13 protein-coding genes are annotated in these 15,828 nt (G+C 72.2%); 6 read left to right on the forward strand and 7 right to left on the reverse strand.

Annotation, left to right across the window (positions count from 1 at the left end):
- Positions 1-228: 228 nt before the first annotated feature.
- From AB0947_RS32230 to AB0947_RS32260, 7 genes are read right to left on the reverse strand one after another with little or no spacing between them, the layout of a single operon-like run.
- Positions 229-1,509 carry a hypothetical protein gene (locus AB0947_RS32230; protein ID WP_366753898.1) on the reverse strand — a complete coding sequence of 427 codons (1,281 nt, stop codon included), beginning with the start codon at positions 1,507-1,509 and terminating at the stop codon, positions 229-231.
- Positions 1,496-2,092 carry a DUF1349 domain-containing protein gene (locus tag AB0947_RS32235; RefSeq protein ID WP_366753899.1) on the reverse strand — a complete coding sequence of 199 codons (597 nt, stop codon included), beginning with the start codon at positions 2,090-2,092 and terminating at the stop codon, positions 1,496-1,498. The genes AB0947_RS32230 and AB0947_RS32235 overlap by 14 nt, the downstream gene beginning before the upstream one ends.
- Complete coding sequence (locus AB0947_RS32240; protein ID WP_366753900.1) at positions 2,089-2,949, reverse strand: SDR family NAD(P)-dependent oxidoreductase; 861 nt, start codon at positions 2,947-2,949, stop codon at positions 2,089-2,091. The genes AB0947_RS32235 and AB0947_RS32240 overlap by 4 nt, the downstream gene beginning before the upstream one ends.
- Entirely contained in the window at positions 2,946-4,352 is a 1,407-nt protein-coding gene (locus AB0947_RS32245) for a glycosyltransferase family 4 protein (protein ID WP_366753901.1), read from the reverse strand. The genes AB0947_RS32240 and AB0947_RS32245 overlap by 4 nt, the downstream gene beginning before the upstream one ends.
- Complete coding sequence (locus tag AB0947_RS32250) at positions 4,345-6,123, reverse strand: transketolase (RefSeq protein ID WP_366753902.1); 1,779 nt, start codon at positions 6,121-6,123, stop codon at positions 4,345-4,347. The genes AB0947_RS32245 and AB0947_RS32250 overlap by 8 nt, the downstream gene beginning before the upstream one ends.
- A complete protein-coding gene (locus AB0947_RS32255) occupies positions 6,120-7,442 on the reverse strand; it encodes an aminotransferase class III-fold pyridoxal phosphate-dependent enzyme (RefSeq protein ID WP_366753903.1) in 1,323 nt (440 codons plus the stop codon). Before AB0947_RS32255 ends, AB0947_RS32250 begins: the two co-directional genes overlap by 4 nt.
- Before the next feature lie 39 nt (positions 7,443-7,481).
- Positions 7,482-8,618 carry a phosphotransferase gene (locus tag AB0947_RS32260; RefSeq protein ID WP_366753904.1) on the reverse strand — a complete coding sequence of 379 codons (1,137 nt, stop codon included), beginning with the start codon at positions 8,616-8,618 and terminating at the stop codon, positions 7,482-7,484.
- A 354-nt stretch (positions 8,619-8,972) separates the two neighbouring features.
- Here AB0947_RS32260 and AB0947_RS32265 point away from each other — a divergent pair, with 354 nt between their 5' ends.
- The 6 genes from AB0947_RS32265 (at position 8,973) to AB0947_RS32290 (ending at position 15,789) form a co-directional block, all read left to right on the forward strand.
- Positions 8,973-9,668, forward strand: coding sequence for an HAD-IA family hydrolase (locus tag AB0947_RS32265; RefSeq protein WP_366753905.1), 696 nt, complete (start codon positions 8,973-8,975; stop codon positions 9,666-9,668).
- A complete protein-coding gene (locus AB0947_RS32270; RefSeq protein ID WP_366753906.1) occupies positions 9,661-11,055 on the forward strand; it encodes a ferritin-like domain-containing protein in 1,395 nt (464 codons plus the stop codon). The genes AB0947_RS32265 and AB0947_RS32270 overlap by 8 nt, the downstream gene beginning before the upstream one ends.
- The gene (locus tag AB0947_RS32275; RefSeq protein WP_366753907.1) at positions 11,042-11,887 is read left to right on the forward strand and encodes a hypothetical protein; all 846 of its coding nucleotides are present in this window, start codon (positions 11,042-11,044) and stop codon (positions 11,885-11,887) included. The genes AB0947_RS32270 and AB0947_RS32275 overlap by 14 nt, the downstream gene beginning before the upstream one ends.
- Positions 11,884-13,638 carry an alpha-amylase family glycosyl hydrolase gene (locus tag AB0947_RS32280; RefSeq protein ID WP_366753908.1) on the forward strand — a complete coding sequence of 585 codons (1,755 nt, stop codon included), beginning with the start codon at positions 11,884-11,886 and terminating at the stop codon, positions 13,636-13,638. Before AB0947_RS32275 ends, AB0947_RS32280 begins: the two co-directional genes overlap by 4 nt.
- A gap of 492 nt (positions 13,639-14,130) precedes the next feature.
- Entirely contained in the window at positions 14,131-14,427 is a 297-nt protein-coding gene (locus tag AB0947_RS32285; protein WP_366753909.1) for a helix-turn-helix transcriptional regulator, read from the forward strand.
- A gap of 90 nt (positions 14,428-14,517) precedes the next feature.
- Positions 14,518-15,789, forward strand: coding sequence for a hypothetical protein (locus AB0947_RS32290; protein ID WP_366753910.1), 1,272 nt, complete (start codon positions 14,518-14,520; stop codon positions 15,787-15,789).
- Positions 15,790-15,828: the final 39 nt, after the last annotated feature.

A 15,828-nucleotide genomic window follows, 5' to 3' on the forward strand; every position in this document is an offset into this window, starting at 1 on the left:
GAACCGGGAGGGTTCCGGCCCGCGCAGGCCGCGTTCACGGGCCCGTGACGACCGCCGTGTCCCCCCGGCGGCGGCCGGAGGACCGGGACCGGTACCGGCCACCTCGCGCGGCGACGGGCGACAGCCGGCACCCGCCCGTTTCGCAGCAGGCGACAGCAACAGGCCTGACCACGTGTGTACGTCGGCAGAGGTACACACATGGTCAGGCCCGGGACCGCGGCGGTGGGCTCATCCGCCGGACGGCACGCTCTCCTCCTCACGCACCTCGAACACCGCCCGGTGGAAGGCGAGGTGCTTCAGATGAGCCAGCAGGAGCTGGTCCGGTTCCACGGCGACGATCGTGTGCGCCGCTCCCCTGGCGGCGCCCTGGTAGTCGGTCGCGAAGCTCTTGACCGTCTCCACACCCAGTGCGAACAGCGAGGTGAGCGGCGCCGGCCGGAACAGCCGGCCCGGCCGCCCCCAGCGCCCCGGATGCGGGGTGAACAGGGTGACCGACACGTCCGCCGCCGGAGCGAGCACCCGCGCGGCACCCATCAGCAGGGCCGGCTGGGTGCCGCCGGCCCCCAGGTCCACCAGTGTCAGTCCCCGCCCGGCGGGGCGGGCCGCCCCCGCCAGCAACTGCCTGCCCGCAGCCAGGCAACGCCGGGAGAACAGGCCGCTGTCGATGCCTTCCAGGAGCACGGCGTCCGTCTCCGGGACAGCCGAGCCGAACATCGTCAGAGGTCCTCGGTCCCGGCGCATGCCCTGATCGGTGCCGTACACCACCTCGTCGGCGAAGCGCTCCAGGAACAGCTCGTCGAAGGGGCGGCCGTCCGGCCCCTCCTCCGCCTCGGCCTCCGCACGGGCCGCCGACACCAGCCGGAACATCTGCGACGGCACCAGGCCGTTGTCCATCCAGGCCCGGTACCGCCCCGGGGAACCCTTCCTGGTGACCTCCTGCGGACCGAAGACGGCCCTGCTGGTGCGCGAGAGCACGGCGCGCTCCGCGTCGCTGAGCAGGGACAGCCGGCTGAGGTAGAACACCTCCGATCCCGCCGGGTCGCCGGTCAGGAGGTCGTACGCCGGTTTGAGGTATTCCGCGTCGGTGCCGAGGAAGACCACCGTCCGGTCCGTCCGCGCGGGCACGGCCGCGGCCAGTGCCGCGACCACCTCCCGTCCCGTCCGCAGGAACGCGGCGAACAACTCCCGGGGAGTGGGCCGCAGCGGATCGGCGACACCGGTGGAGACGAGCAGTGCGCGCATGTTGCGCCGGTACTCGGCGATCTCGTCGGGGCCGAGCGAGTCGCCCTGCGCCAGCCCGTGGTGCAGCCGGCGCGCGAGTCCGTCCGCCGGCAGCCCCAGGGCCCGGGCGTACCGGCGGGTGTCCTCGACGGCTTCGTCGGCGCTCATCGGCCCGTCCAGGCCCAGGAGCCTTTCCGACACCCGGGTCACGTGGGCGACGAGGTCCTCCGGCCCGGCCGGGCCGGAGGACGTGACGGTGCCCGTCGACAGCCGTTCAACGGCGGTCACGGAGGGCCTCCGGGACGATGCCGAGGTGGTCGAAGACGGCCGTGCAGTGCTCGGAGAACGGCGCCTGGGCGAACAGCGACACCCGCAGCGGTCCGGGCGGGACGGTGAGCGTGCGGACGAAGCGCATCTCGCCCGTCTCCTCGGCACGGTCCAGGAACGCCAGCCGGGTCCCCTCGCGGACCAGGACGAGTTCGGCCGCCGGGCCGGCGAGTTCCGGGCCTCTCGCCTCGTCGGAGTCGGGCCGTGACACCACCGTCACCAGTCCCCACCGTCCCTGCGGCGAAGGCTCGACACATATCTTGGCCCAGCCGTCCGCGGTGTGCACGAGCAGACCGCCCGCGTCGGAGAAGCGGGCGCCGCCCGCGGCACCGTGCACCGACACGCGCACCGTCAGGGTGAAGTCGCCCTCGATGACGCGGGACACCTCGGGCACCCCGTCGATCTCCCGGATGCCCGGCATTCGGTAGAGGTCCGAGCCTGCCGGCGCGGTGACCTCCAGTGCGCCGTCCGGGCGCAGGTGTGCCGACGCGCGGTCGCCGGGAAGCGACCAGGAGTCGTCGAAGTACCGCACGGTCGCCGTCACGGTGCCGACATCCCGCCGTCGACGCTCACCGCTTGCCCGGTCACCTGGCGCGCCGAGGCGAGGTACAGCACCAGGTCCGCGACGTCCTCCGGCTGCTGGAACTGGCGCTGGGGGATCATCGTACGCATCCGCTCCCAGCACTCCTCCTTGGTCTCGCCGGGGCGGGTGAACTCCTCCAGCAGGTAGTCCCACATGGTGGTGCGGATGATGCCGGGGCAGACGGCGTTGACACGGACACCGTTGCGCGCCTCTTCCTGGGCGAGGGCGGCGGTGAAGCCGATCACACCGAACTTCGCCGCGCAGTAGTGCGCCATCTTCACGAAGCCACTGCGGCCGGACACGGAGGAGAAGTTGACGATCGATCCCCCGCCGTCGGCCCGCAGCAGTTCCAGCGCGTACTTCGACACGAGGAAGACGCCGTTGAGGTTGCCCTCGACGACCTTGGTGAACTCCGCCAGCTCCATCTTCTCGACCGAGCCGACATGTGTCACGCCGAAGGCGTTGACCACGGTGTCCAGACGGCCGTGGAGGTCGTCGACGGTGCTGATCAGGGCGCGCACCGAGTTCTCGTCGGACGCGTTCGCCGCCACGGCCGTGGCCTCGAACCCCTGCTCGGTCAGCTCCTTGGCCACTTCGGTGGCGGCGGCGAACCCGCCGGTGTCCGTCGAACGGTACTGGTTGTACGCGGACGCCAGCCGGTCGACGTCGGCGATCACGACCCGGGCGCCACGGCGTGCGAAGGCCTCGGCCACGGCGCGGCCCATGCCGCGTCCGCCGCCCACCACCAGCACCACCTTGCCGTGGTGGTCGCCCTGGGGGCCGGCTGCCTGCGGTCCGCTGTCCAACTGGGTACTCATGCGTGTGAGACCTCCTTGTCGTCGAGGGCGGTGATCACGGCACCGGGGGACCCCGGCGCCGTCCGGTCGTCCGGGGAGAGGCGGTAGCTGAGGGGTGGCATGACCAGCGCGTCGACCAGCCGGGGGAAGGCCCGGTAGTCGGCGAGGGAGCGCTGGGACCGGGCGACGATCTGCCTGAGGTCGGGACGGGCCGTGCCGGTCGACTCCTCGTGCGCGGCGATCATGGCCAGCAGCGGCTGGTGGTCCTTGCGGAAGTAGTGCCCGAAGAGCTCTTCGACGCCCTTGAGCGCGGTGGCGGGATCGACGCCGCGGCGCGGCTCGACACGGACCCGCTCGACGGTCGCACGGTCGTACGCCGTCGGCTGCCACGTACTGCCGGGCGTTCCTGCCAGCGCGCGGAAGAACGCCGGTTCCTCGAACGCCGACGTGTCCGGCATGGTGGCCGGCTCCCAGTCACGGGTCAGCAGCCTGGCCGTCAGCTCGTCCTCGTCGACCTGGCCGAGCGGACCGATCCGGTCCATGGAGAACGGCACACCGGTGAAGGGGGTGGCCGGCACCAGATTGCGCTCGGGCAGCAGCTCGACGGCCGGTCCCATGCCGGCCGCGATGACGGGGACGCCGTGGGCCAGCGCCTCGAACACCACGCGGCCGAGGCTCTCCCGGGACGCGGTGGAGGGGAAGAGCAGCACGTCGATCCGCGAGAAGAAGTCGGCCAGCCGTTCCGGACCGATCAGCCCGAGGGAGGTGACGCTGCCGGCCGGCACGCCCTGCCCGGCCAGCCTGGCCACGACCTCCGGGGTCCGCCAGCGCGGATCGTTGGGTTTGCCGGCGAAGACCAGGGTGGCCCTGCCGTTGCTCTCCCGGTGACAGCGCGCGAAGACGTTCAGCACCTGCTCGAAGTTCTTCGCGGTCGACAGAGCGCCCAGGTAGCCGATGCGCAGCACGGAGTCCCGGTGCGGTGCGGCCACCGGGGCCACCCGCGGCATGGTGTCGAGCATCGGGTAGGCCACGACCGCGTCACAGGGCCGCACGGAGGGGAAGCAGCGCAGGAAGACCTGCCGGGTGAACTCGCTGGGGAACAGGACGGTGTCGCCCGGCCGGTGCAGGGGAGCGCACAGCTCCTCCTGCGTCCAGTAGCCGGACCAGAAGGTGGTGTGCACCTCGCGGACGATGCGGTGGCCGCCGCCCTGCTGCTCCCGCCACAGGTGGTACAGGTACGCGTAGGGCCCGTTGCCCGCGTAGACCACGTCGTCGTCGGCCGGCGCGCCGAGGCCCGCCGCTCCCCGGACGATGTCGTGCGGGACAGTACCGGGGCGGGCGGTGAGCAGGTCCGACATCTGCCGGTGCATCAGCACCGCGCCGTCGAGGATGCCGGAGGTGTCCACCGGACCGTAGTCATGCACGTGCAGCCGCATAGTCCTCACCCGCCCTCGCACGTGCCGAGAGCAGAAGCTCGCGCAGTTGGTCGGGAGCCATCTGGTGGCGACGCAACTGGACCTCGTGCACGCAGTTGTCGATGTCGTCCCGCACGCCGTGCACCGTGACCGGCAGCAGGTACTGATGGCGCAGCCAGGCACCGAAACCGCCGTGCGCGCCGTTGTACTCCACCGACACCACGCGCCGGTAGCGGCTCAGCGCGTCCAGGACGGGCCGGCTGAGCACCGGGTTGAGCGCCGCGCAGTGCAGGTGCGGCAGCCCGATCGAGGCGTTGGCCTCGGCCACCAGGGTGGTGGCGTACCCGAAACTGATCACGACGGTGTCGGCGTCGCTGTCCTGCGGACGCTCGATCCACACGCCGTCGTCCACGGCGGCCGAACAGTCCACCGCGGGTGGCTCGAAACGGGCGTCCACCATGCTCAGGACGTGCACGGTGCCGGGATCGTCCTCCAGCCGCCGCGCGCACGCGAGGAACTCCTCCTCGGTGACCGGCTCGTACACCCGGGTGTTGACGAGGAGGGAGAGCAGGTTGAAGGCGTTGGCGGCACCGCCCCAGGCGGCCCAGTTGCGGCCGGCCAGCACCATGAGACGACGCACGCTCGTGGCGGCTTCGGTGAGCATGCTCAGCGAGTCCATGTAGTACATGGCGTCCGTGGCGACGACCTTCAGGTCGTCGTCGGACAGCCCGAGTGTCAGCCCGACGCTCAGTGTCTCGGCGAGCCCGGTGTTCTCGTAGGGCACGTGTCCGGGCAGACCGAACCGATTGGCCATGTCGGCGGTGAAGACCTTCGCCGTACGGCCGCTGCGCGCCTGCCCGGTGGCCAGCATCCGGCCGGTGGTGGTGGCGAAGGAGGGAATTCTGGGGGGCGCCGCCACAGGCCCGTCCGGCTTGAAACTGTGGGCTCCCTTGCGGGTGCGGCAGACCAGCGCCGCGGGGCCCGGCGCGTCGAGCAGCTCCGACAGCGCCGCGCGCACGCTGTCCGCGTCCTGACCGTCCACCTCCACGACGGTGGTGAAGTAGCTGCGCAGGTAGTCACGGTTGAGCGGCTTCAGGAGGGGTTCGATGCCGCGGTCGTTGGCGTCGACGACCAGCACGAGGTTGCTCAGCCCGGCTTCGTGCGCGTACCTGATGCACTCGAACGTCACGCCTTCGTGCAGCTCGCCGTCGCCGGCCAGGCAGACCACCTTGCGGCCGTCGCCGTCCCGTGACAGTTCCCAGGCGCGGCTGACGGCCTGGGCCAGGCCGACGCCGAGGCTGTACCGCATGGTGTTGGCGAAGCCCCAGTCGCGGTGGACCACTCCTGTCATGCCGCCGCGGTGCATGGTGGTCAGCGGCAGGAACGGCAGCAGACCGCGTACGTACTGCTCGGCGTAGAAGCTCGGCGCGATGTGGCCGCGCCCCACGATCAGCTCGGCGGGCTGGGACGTCCGGCCCGCGCCCGGAGCCAGGCCCAGCTCGAAGCAGGCGTGCACGGTGGGCAGCGAGGACAGGCAGCTCTGGTAGTTGCCGAAGCCCGCGATCTCGTGCATCCGCCGCAGCACCTGGCCGCTGTCCCGGTACAGCCGCTCCGGCACCGCGGCGGAGACCGCGCGCATGGCGTCCAGCACGGTCCCCGTGTGCGGCTCCAGCCGGACCAGCTCGGCCAGTTCCCGGTGGACGACGGCACGCTCCTCGCGGGTCAGCCGGTCCTCGGCACCGGCCATGACCTCGCCGTACCGCGCGGCGAGGCCGTTCACGCCCGGCCCCCGTACACCTTGTCCAGCGCGTCCGTGAGGATGCGGGCGATCTCCGCGGTCTCCTCCTCGCTGGTGACGAAGGCGGGTGCCAGCACGATCCAGTCGTCCTGGCCGCGCACGATGAGGCCGCGTTCCAGACAGGCCCCGGCGACCAGCGACCCGAGGTCCCCGGTCGGTGTGCCGGGCGTCGCCGACAGCTTGACGCCGTACAGCAGACCGAGGGAGCGGATGTCGCCTCGGCCGTCGACGGCCCGCTCCAGGTGTGACAGGAACGTGGCTGCGAGGCCGGCGTTGCTGCGCACGAAGTCGCCCTCCGTGAACAGCGACACCGAAGCCTGACCGGCCGCCGCCGAGATCGGGTTGGCGGCGTAGGTGTGGGAGGGCGCGAACGACGACGGCCCGGAACCGTCCGACAGGACGGAGGCGACCTTGTCGTTGAACAGCACCGCCGCCAGGGGCGCGTACCCGCCGGAGATGCCCTTGCCGACACACATCAGGTCGGGGGTGACGCCGAAGGTCTGGGCGGCGAACGGGTTGCCCGTGCGGCCGAAACCGGTGACGATCTCGTCGAACACCAGCAGCACGCCGTAGCGGTCGCAGATCTCCCGGACCCGGTCGAGATAGCCGGTGGGCGCGATCGCCATGCCCCGCAGGTGGATGACGGGCTCCAGGACGAAGGCGGCGACCGACTCCGGCCCCTCCGCCTCGATGGTCTGCTCCAGCAACGCCGCGGCCAGCCGGCCGGACTCCTCCGCGTCCACACCGAGGACGGACGCCAGCATGTCCGGGGACCAGACGTGCACCGCGCCCGGCAGACCGGGGCCGAACCGGGCCACGTCGGGCCGTCCGGTCAGCGACAGCGATCCGAAGGTGGCGCCGTGGTAGCCGTGGTAGTAGCTGAGCACCTTGTAGCGGGTGCTCTCACCGGACTCCCGGTGGGTCAGCCGGGCCAGCCGGACCGCCGCCTCCACGGCCTCGGAGCCGCCGTTGACGAGCTTGGCCGTGTTCAGACCGTCCGGGGCGAGCCGGGTCAGCCCGTCGGTCAGGGCCAGCGCGTCCGGGTTGGTGCCGTGCAGCGGCGGGTTGAACGGCATGGTGCGCAGCTGTCGCGACACCGCCTCGACGATCGGCTCGCAGCTGTAGCCGAAGCAGGTGACGAAGACGCCGGACATGCCGTCGACGTAGGAGCGCCCGGTGGTGTCGGTCAGCCGGATGCCGTGCGCCTGCTCGAAGAGCACGGAGCTGTCCGAGTGCGGCACCTCGAAGCAGTATGAGGACAGGTCGGCGGGCCAGGCGTGGGGTTGGGTGGGAGCGGTCATGTTCACCTCGCGGAAGATCGATGGTTCGGTGGACCGGTGTCAGCGGTTGCCGGCCAGGACGGTGTCGTTCAGGGGCAGCACGTCGACCGGTGCCGTGGTCAGCAGGCGGTGCAGCCGGACGCGGCGGGTGGGATGGAGCAGCGCGAAATAGGCGGGCCAGTGCGGGCTGAGGATGTCGCGCTCGAGGATGTCCTTGGCGATGTCCACGATCACGGGCACGGCCTGGCGCATGAGGAGCGGCATCAGCAGCCGGGTGTCCGCCTGGGTCAGGAGACCGGACGCGCTGGCCCGGGCGATGAACGAGTAGAGCGTGCGTTCCATCGCCACGCGGCCGCCACCGACCCGGCCGGCGGTGTCCGCGACCCAGGCGAGGTCGAGCAGCCGGTCACCGACGTGCAGGTTGTCGAAGTCGAGGACGGCGACGACATCGGGTCGGCGCTGTTCGTCGAGCAGGAAGTGGTGATAGTGCAGGTCGCCGTGGACCACCGCACGCCGGGCGGGCGGTGCGGGCTCGTCCGCCGCCGCCTCCAGTACCGGCCGCGCCGCCACCAGCGCCTCCAGTGCGTTGGCCGCCACGCGGCCCCAGCGGTCGCTGCGGCGCAGCGCGAGCGGCAGGAGGCGCTGTTCCGCGTCCGCCAGGGCGCGGCGCCAGTCCGGTTCGGCGACGAGTTCCGGCAGCGCCACCGGTGCCAGCTCGTCGGTCAGCGACACGGGTACGGAGTCCAGGGCGTGGCGCACCGTGAGGCCGGCGCGGATGATCGCCTCCGCCTGGGCGGAGGTGGGCTCCACCGCGGCGGACCCCGCCACGAGGGGGATGACCTCGCAGACGTGCCCGTCGGCCCAGACCGCGGGCGTGCCGTCCCGAGCCGGAACCGCCGGGGCGACCGGAACCCCGAACGCGGCGCAGTGGCCGAGCACCTGCTGCTTGAGCGGGTAGAACCGCGGGGCCCGTGCGGCCTGTCGGTCGAGCTGCACCTTGAACAGGTACGGCACACCCTGGCGCCGGATCTCCCACAGGCCCGCGGTGTGGCTCAGCGGCCGCTCGCCGCCGCGCACGCCCAGCGGCGTCGGCGTCCCGGTGCCCAGCTCCGGTCCCCAGTGCCGCGCCAACACCTCGCTCACCCACTCGGCGCCGCCCACCGGACTGCCGGGGCTGTCTCCCGTGCTGTCGGACATCTGTGCGTTCACCTCACTTGACCCGGCGGTCGCTCCGCATGGATGTGATCACTGCATTCGGAAGCGTCGCCGGGAGCCGTGTGACGGCACATCACCTGACCGGGTAGCGGCCCTTGGGGGCGGATCCGCGGCCGGCGGGGCGCGCGGCGCCCTCCTGCCCGGCCGGGTGATGTGGCGTCGACGGGGGCTCGGTGAGCATCGGCTGCGGCAGGAAGCAGTCGGACAACCCGTAAGGAGCCGGACGTGAGTGAGGACCGCGATGGCGCTGTCGGCACACGCCCTCGGGCGGCAGCCGGGCCCTCAGGGGCGCGTGCCCTGCCCGCACTTGTCGTGTTCGACCACGACGGAGTTCTCGTGGACTCGATCGGCTCGGACTTCGAGGCCTGCCGGCGGTTGTTCGGCGAACACGGGGTGGAACTGCCGGTGGAGCGGTGGGCCCGGGAGGTATGCGGCAACACCGACGGGTACGACGCGCTGTTCGCCCTGCTGCCGGCCCCCGGCGCGAACCCGGCCCGCGTCGCCGGCGCCGCTCACGCGAGGCCGGACGGCTCCCCGCCGGAAGAGGCCCCGGACAGGTACCTGTGGACCCGGCTCAAGGCGCTCTGGAAGGAGTTGCAGGTCCCGGAGAACGTTCCGCTGATGCCGGGAGTCCGCGAGCTGCTGACGCGGCTCGCCGACAGCGGTGTCCGGCTGGCCGTGGCCTCCTCCGCCGACCGCCACTGGGTCCTGCGCTGGCTCGGCCACTACGGCCTGACCGAGCTGTTCGACACCCTCGTCTGCGGCGACGACGTCCCGCGCAGGAAACCCGCGCCGGACGTGTACACGGAGGCCGCCCGGCGCCTGGGTGTCCCTCCCGCGCGCTGCCTGGCCGTCGAGGACTCGCTCACCGGCATCGCCGCGGCCCGCGCCGCCGGCATGCGGGTGGCGGCCGTCCCGACCACCTACACACGCTCGCTCGACTACGGCGTCGCCGACGCGGTCCTGACCGGTCTCTTCGAGCTGGGCGACGAACTGCTGCACGAGCTCTTCAGAGAGGACGACCATGTCTGACACGACCACTGACCGGCCCGTGGAGGCGTCGCCGGACATACCGGCGATCCGCGCCCGGCTGGTGGAGTACCTCTGCGAGGCGGCGGAGATCGAGCACTCGCTGTGTCTGCAGTACCTCTACGCCGCGTTCTCACTGAAGACCGATCCTTCGGAGGCCGGGCTCGACGAGGCCCAGATCGAGACCATCCGCGAGTGGAAGGGCCAACTGCTGAAGCTGAGCCGGGAGGAGATGCTCCATCTCGGCCTGGTGCTGAACCTGCTGGCGGCGGTGGGCGGTGCGCCCTACCTCCAGCGCCCCAACTTCCCGCAGCCCGAGCGGTACTACCCGCTCGGGGTAATCTCCGCCCTGACGCCGTTCTCCCGCGAGACCATCGACCGCTTCGTGGTCTACGAGATGCCCACGGTGCTGCTGTCCGGGATCCTCGGCGACCGTCGCCATGACGCGGACGGCGAGGAGCGCATGACCGTCGGCCTGCTGTACGAGCGGATCCGGGAGCTGTTCCTGGCCGTTCCCGAGCACGAGTTGTTCATCGGGTCCCCGCGCCGCCAGATCGACACCGCCTCGATCGTCGACCCGGACAGCGTCTTCGAGGAGGAAGTCCTCGTGGTGGGCTACGGCGTCGAGCCGTTCCCGATCACCGGCCGCGCGTCGGCCATGCGCGCCATCGACCTGATCATCGAGCAGGGAGAGGGTTCCGCGGAGAACACCGAGGACTCGCACTACGACCGGCTGCTGCGGATACGCGACGAACTCGACCGGGAGGTCGCCGCCGCGGCGGAGGCGGGCCGCGGCTTCGAGCCCGCCCGCCCGATGCTGGAGAACCCCGCGGTCAGGAACGCACCCGACGCGACCGGCACGGGCCTCATCACGGAGCCCTTGGCACGGGGCGTGGCCGAGCTGTTCAACGCGGGTTACGCACTGATGGTGCTGATGCTCCTCCGCTTCTACGGCCGTGTCGCCGAGTCGCGCGATGAGCTGCGCACGCTCCAGCAGTTCGTCTTCTTCCCGCTGATGACCATGTTCGTCCGCCCGCTGGGCGAGCTGCTGGGCGAGCTGCCCGCTGCGGACGGTGCCGCGAGGACGGCCGGCCCGCCGTTCGAGTTCGCCCGCGGCATCCAGCTCATCCCGGAGCGCGAGATAGCCGAACGGGTCTTCCTGGAGCGGCTGCGGGACCTGACCCGGCGCAGCCAGGCCGTGGCCGTCCAGGCCCTGGAAGGGGACGCGGACCCGCGGGTGACCAGACGACTCCGCTTCCTGGCCGAGAACGTGGAACGCATGATGACGCAGTACGCCCTGGAGATCCGCCCCGACGCCGCCCCGCACTCGGAGCCCGTCTCCTCCGCCGCTTCCCTGACCGACGAAGGAGCCGATCGTGTCCACGCCTGAGCTGACGCTGGAGTTCGCCGGCTGGTTCATCGCCCGCCTGGCGACCGACCCCGATCCGACGGACGAGCCCCGCGGAGTCAGCGGCAGCACCTTCGCCCTGGCCGGTGAACCCGATCTGGACCGGATCATCGTGCTGAAGGACCCGTCGCCCGCCATCGTGCGCAGCCACATGCCGCCGATCGGTGTGACCGTGACCCGCGCCACCGCCGCCGGCGCGGAGGTACCCGCCCTGCACGGCGCCGCCGTGGACCTGCTCGGCGACCCGGTCTTCGAGAACCGGAACTTCATCCTCACGTTCGCCGGACGCGAACCCATCGTCCCCTTCCACCTGGAGATCACCGGTCCCGGGCTGCGCCTGGAACGCGAGATGGTCATGTGGTCCGGGCACCCGGACACGCCCGTGCACCACATCCCCCGGGACGAACTGGAGAAGTTCGGCGGTCGCATCTACCGCACCGACCCCGAGATGGTCCTCGCGGAGACAGGCATCGGCGACCCCTACGAGAGCCGGGTCAAGAGGCGCGACCTGCTCGTGTCCGACCTGGCCGGCGAGACCGACCCGGTGCGCGTCGCGGGTCTGCGCAAGCGCATCCGCGAACTCGACATCGCGGTCGCGAACCCGCAGGACGAGCGCGTCATCAATCTGACGGCGCTGGAGGAGTTCAACTTCCCGCTCACCGGCAGGGCCGTGGCCGACGGCGAGGCGCTCGGCGACCTGGTGCCGGACCACACCCGGCCCTGGACGGTGGACTTCTGGATGGGCGGCTGGGACGCCGACCTGCTGTGCGGATACCTCAAGGGCAGCCTCACCGTCCCGCTGCGGGACGCATGAGGGCGGCACACCCGGCGACGCGACCGGGCGACGAGAGCGGGGACCGGACGCACGCCGCGCCGGAAGGACACCCGGCCGGGGACGCGGAGGCCGGGGCCGCCCCGGCGGGGACCGCTGCCCGACCGGAGGCCGACGGCGGCCCCTGGTGGCGCGACGCGGTCTGCTACGAGCTGTACCCCCGGTCCTTCGCCGACGGGGACGGCGACGGCACGGGGGACCTGCGCGGCGCCACCGCCCGGCTGGACCATCTCGCCGGACTCGGCGTGGACGCGGTGTGGATCACCCCGTTCTATCCGTCGCCCCTGGCCGACGGCGGATATGACATCAGCGACCACACGGCGGTGGCGCCGGAACTCGGCACCCTGGACGACTGGGACGCGCTGACCGCGCGTGCCCACGCACTGGGCCTGCGCGTGCTGGTCGACCTGGTTCCCAACCACACCTCGGCGGCGCACCCGTGGTTCCGCGAGGCCCTGGCCGCCCCGGCCGGCGGCGAGGCCAGGGACCGCTACGTGTTCCGCGACGGCCGGGGACCGGGCGGCCGCACACCGCCCAACGACTGGCTGTCCGCCTTCGGAGGGCCGGCCTGGACCCGCGTCCCCGGCGACGGTCCGGGCACCGGACCCGCGCAGTGGTACCTCCATCTGCACACCCCGCACCAGCCGGACCTCAACTGGCGCAACCCCGCGGTGGCCGCGGAGTTCGAACGGATCCTCCGCTTCTGGCTCGACCACGGCGCCGACGGTTTCCGGGTGGACGTCGCGCACACCCTCTTCAAAGCACACGGTCTGCCCGACGCGGGCCACGGCCAGCACACCGAGCCGCACCGCAACCACCTCATGCCGTACCACGACCAGGAGGAACTGCACCCGCTGTACCGCCGCTGGCGGACCGTGCTGGACAGCCACCCCGGGGCGGACGGCACCGCGGCCGTCGGCGACCGGCTGCTCGTCGGCGAGGTCATCCTCTTCGACCAGCGGAGGCTGGCCCGCTATGTGCGTCCCGGGGAGATGGGTCACGTCCTGAACTTCGCCTGGACCGACGCCCCGTGGGAGGGGCGGGCCCTGCGTGCGGTGATCGAGGAGACGGTCGCCGCCACGGACGCTGTCGGCGCGCCGGCCACCTGGACCCTGTCCAGCCACGACACACTCCGCCCCGTCTCCCGCTTCGGCGGTGGCGAGAGGGGCGCGCGGCGGGCCAGGGCGGCCGCCCTGCTGACCCTGGCCCTGCCCGGCGCGGCCTACGTGTACCAGGGCGAGGAACTCGGCCTGCCCCAGGCGCACGTTCCCGAGGACCGGCGCCGCGACCCCGTGTGGGAACTGTCCGGGTACACCGACCAGGGCCGTGACGGCTGCCGGGTCCCCCTTCCCTGGCAGGGGAGCACCTCGCCCTACGGCTTCAGCGAGGCCCCACCCGAAGACTGCTGGTTCCCCCCGCCGGACGACTGGGCCCCGCTGACGGTCGACGCCCAGCACCGCGATCCCGGTTCCGTGCTGAGCCTGTACCGGGCGGCACTGCGGCTGCGGCGCGCGCACCCGCCGCGACGGACCGGCCGGCTCCGTCTGCTGGGCCCCGGATCCGGCGAATGGCTGGGCTTCGACCGGGGCCCGGGACTGCGGTGCCTGGTCAACTTCGGTCCGGCCGCACTGCCGCTGGACCCGACGGACGAGGTTCTCCTGTCCAGCGAACCGCTGCACGGTCACCTGCTGCCGCCGGACACGACCGTCTGGCTCCGTCCGGGGCCGCGGTGAACGCCCGGTCCGGCCGGTCGCGGGGCACTCTTCCCGCTTGGCGGCTTCCGCACCGTTCCGTCCCCTGCTCACCTTGGTGCCGGGCAGCTTGCTGAGCCACGGCGGTGCTGGCGAGGCCGCCCGGCGGACGGAGATCCTCGAACGGCCGGACAGCGCGACAGGACGTCCCGCCCAGGCCCCCACATTCATCGGGGACTGACCCGAGGAGCTACCCAGATGCGAGAACCCCGCCATGCCACTGCCACTCAGCCGGGAACACTGCTGGCTCCGGACGCCGGACGGCTGACCACGGCCACCGCCGGGCAGCTCGGCCGGAACCGGAACCACGGGGAGACTCCGCCCGCGGACGTCAGGGGGGCCGCGCCCGCGCGCCGGGTGGTGATGACCGAGGTGGGGCCCGCCGACGACGGCGCGACGTCCGGGCCGGCCCCCGCCGGGGCCGACGGACGAGACCACCGCCGGGAAGAGCCACGAGAAAGGACGGGCGGCCCCGTGATCCAGGAGTTCCAGGAAGCCGTGCACAACCTCAGTCACCGCGAGAGGGAAGTGCTCAGTCACATCGCGCGCGGTGACACGTACACGGCCACCGCGCACCGCATGAACGTCAGCCCGCACACCGTCGACACCTATCTGCGGCGCATCCGAGCGAAGACCGGTGCGCGCAGCCGTGTGCATCTGCTTCTGCTGGCGCTGTCCCTCACCTCCCACTCCCGGACGGACGCGGCGGCCGTACCGGTTCTGCCGGACCCGCCCGGCGCGCCGGGCGGCGAACCCCGGCCCGGCTTCTGAAGTTGCCCCGGCAGGCGGGCACACCCCCGGTGCGGTGTGCCCGCCTGCCGGCGGCCAGATCGTGCACCACAGGTCAGAGGAGTAAGTGGCATGAACCCACAGCCACCGCACGTCGTACACATCGGCTTCGAAGCGAAGCACGAGCGGCTTCTCAGAGCCGGTCACCGGTTGTCGGTGCTGCTGGACGAGGACGCCGCGGCCGCGCTGCCCGACCCGGTCCGTGAGCGGTTCGCGCGGATCGGTGCGCTGCGGGTGCCGCGCGAAGCGGATCTGGACAACTACGACTCCGCGTTCGGGCAGATGGTCGAGATGACCGGTGAGTTCTCCGCCGAGCTGGGCGCCCCCGCCGCCGTGGTGGGGCTGACGGAGGAGTCCGTCCTGCCCGCGGCCAGGCTGCGGGAACACCTGGGGCTGCCGGGCATGCGGTCCACCACCGCGCGGCTGCTGCGCGACAAGGTGCGGATGAAGGAGGCGGTTCGCGAGGCCGGAGTGACCACACCCGGGTTCTGGCCGGTCGGCCCGGACACCGGCATGGACGAGGTCGAGCGCATCGCCGGCCGGCTCCGGGGCGCGGTCGTCCTCAAACCGCGTACCCAGGCGGCTGCCATGGGGGTGCGCGTGTTCCCGGACTCGGCCGCCTTCGTCGCCCACGTACGGACTCACGGTCTGCGCCCCGGCCACCAGGTCGAGGAGTTCGTCGAGGGACGGCTGTGCCATGTCGACGGGCTGGTCCGCGAGGGACGACTGCTCTTCCTGAGCATGGCCGCCTACCTCGCCGCTCCGTACGAGGTCGTCACCCGCGGAGACCAGCCGCTGGGCTCGGTCACCGTCGACGACCCGGACCTGCTGTCCGAGGCGGAACGCATGTCCCGCGCCGTGCTGCGGTCGGTGGGACTGGAGGACGGCGTCTTCCACCTGGAGGCGTTCGTCGCGCCCAGCGGAGAGCTGACCTTCCTGGAAGTGGCCGGCCGCGTCGGCGGCGGCGGCATCGGGGAGCACATCCGGCAGGTGTACGGGATCGACCTCGCCGAGGAGGCGCTGCGGGTCTGCCTGGGGGAGCGGCACCGGTACACCGGCCCGCGGACGATCCTGGAGTCAGGTGTCGGCGCCTCGGGCTGGCTGCACGTTCTGGTCCCGGTCACGGGGCGGGCCCAGAAGGTCGTGCGGCTGGACGGTGTCGCGGAACTGCCCGGCTCGGTCGTCAGGCACACCGTCCCCCGGGTGGGCGACATCATGCCCGCGGCGCCCGAACTGTACCAGTCCGCAGGCGAGTTCACCCTCACCGGACCGGCAAGTGCCGCGGTGGCCGACGACATCGCCAGGCTCTTCGACACCTATGCGGTCCGGTACGCACAGCTGTGACGACGGCGGGACCTCGTCCAGCGGGTGCCCGCACCCCGG

This window comes from Streptomyces sp. NPDC047841 (assembly GCF_040704085.1).
GTDB lineage: Bacteria > Actinomycetota > Actinomycetes > Streptomycetales > Streptomycetaceae > Streptomyces > Streptomyces argyrophylli.

Coding starts and splice junctions, on each gene's coding strand:
- AB0947_RS32280 (WP_366753908.1), top strand. CDS start 11,884: ATGAGGGCGGCACACCCGGCGACGCGACCGGGCGACGAGAGCGGGGAC.
- AB0947_RS32240 (WP_366753900.1), bottom strand. CDS start 2,949: ATGAGTACCCAGTTGGACAGCGGACCGCAGGCAGCCGGCCCCCAGGGC.
- AB0947_RS32270 (WP_366753906.1), top strand. CDS start 9,661: ATGTCTGACACGACCACTGACCGGCCCGTGGAGGCGTCGCCGGACATA.
- AB0947_RS32290 (WP_366753910.1), top strand. CDS start 14,518: ATGAACCCACAGCCACCGCACGTCGTACACATCGGCTTCGAAGCGAAG.
- AB0947_RS32255 (WP_366753903.1), bottom strand. CDS start 7,442: ATGACCGCTCCCACCCAACCCCACGCCTGGCCCGCCGACCTGTCCTCA.
- AB0947_RS32260 (WP_366753904.1), bottom strand. CDS start 8,618: ATGTCCGACAGCACGGGAGACAGCCCCGGCAGTCCGGTGGGCGGCGCC.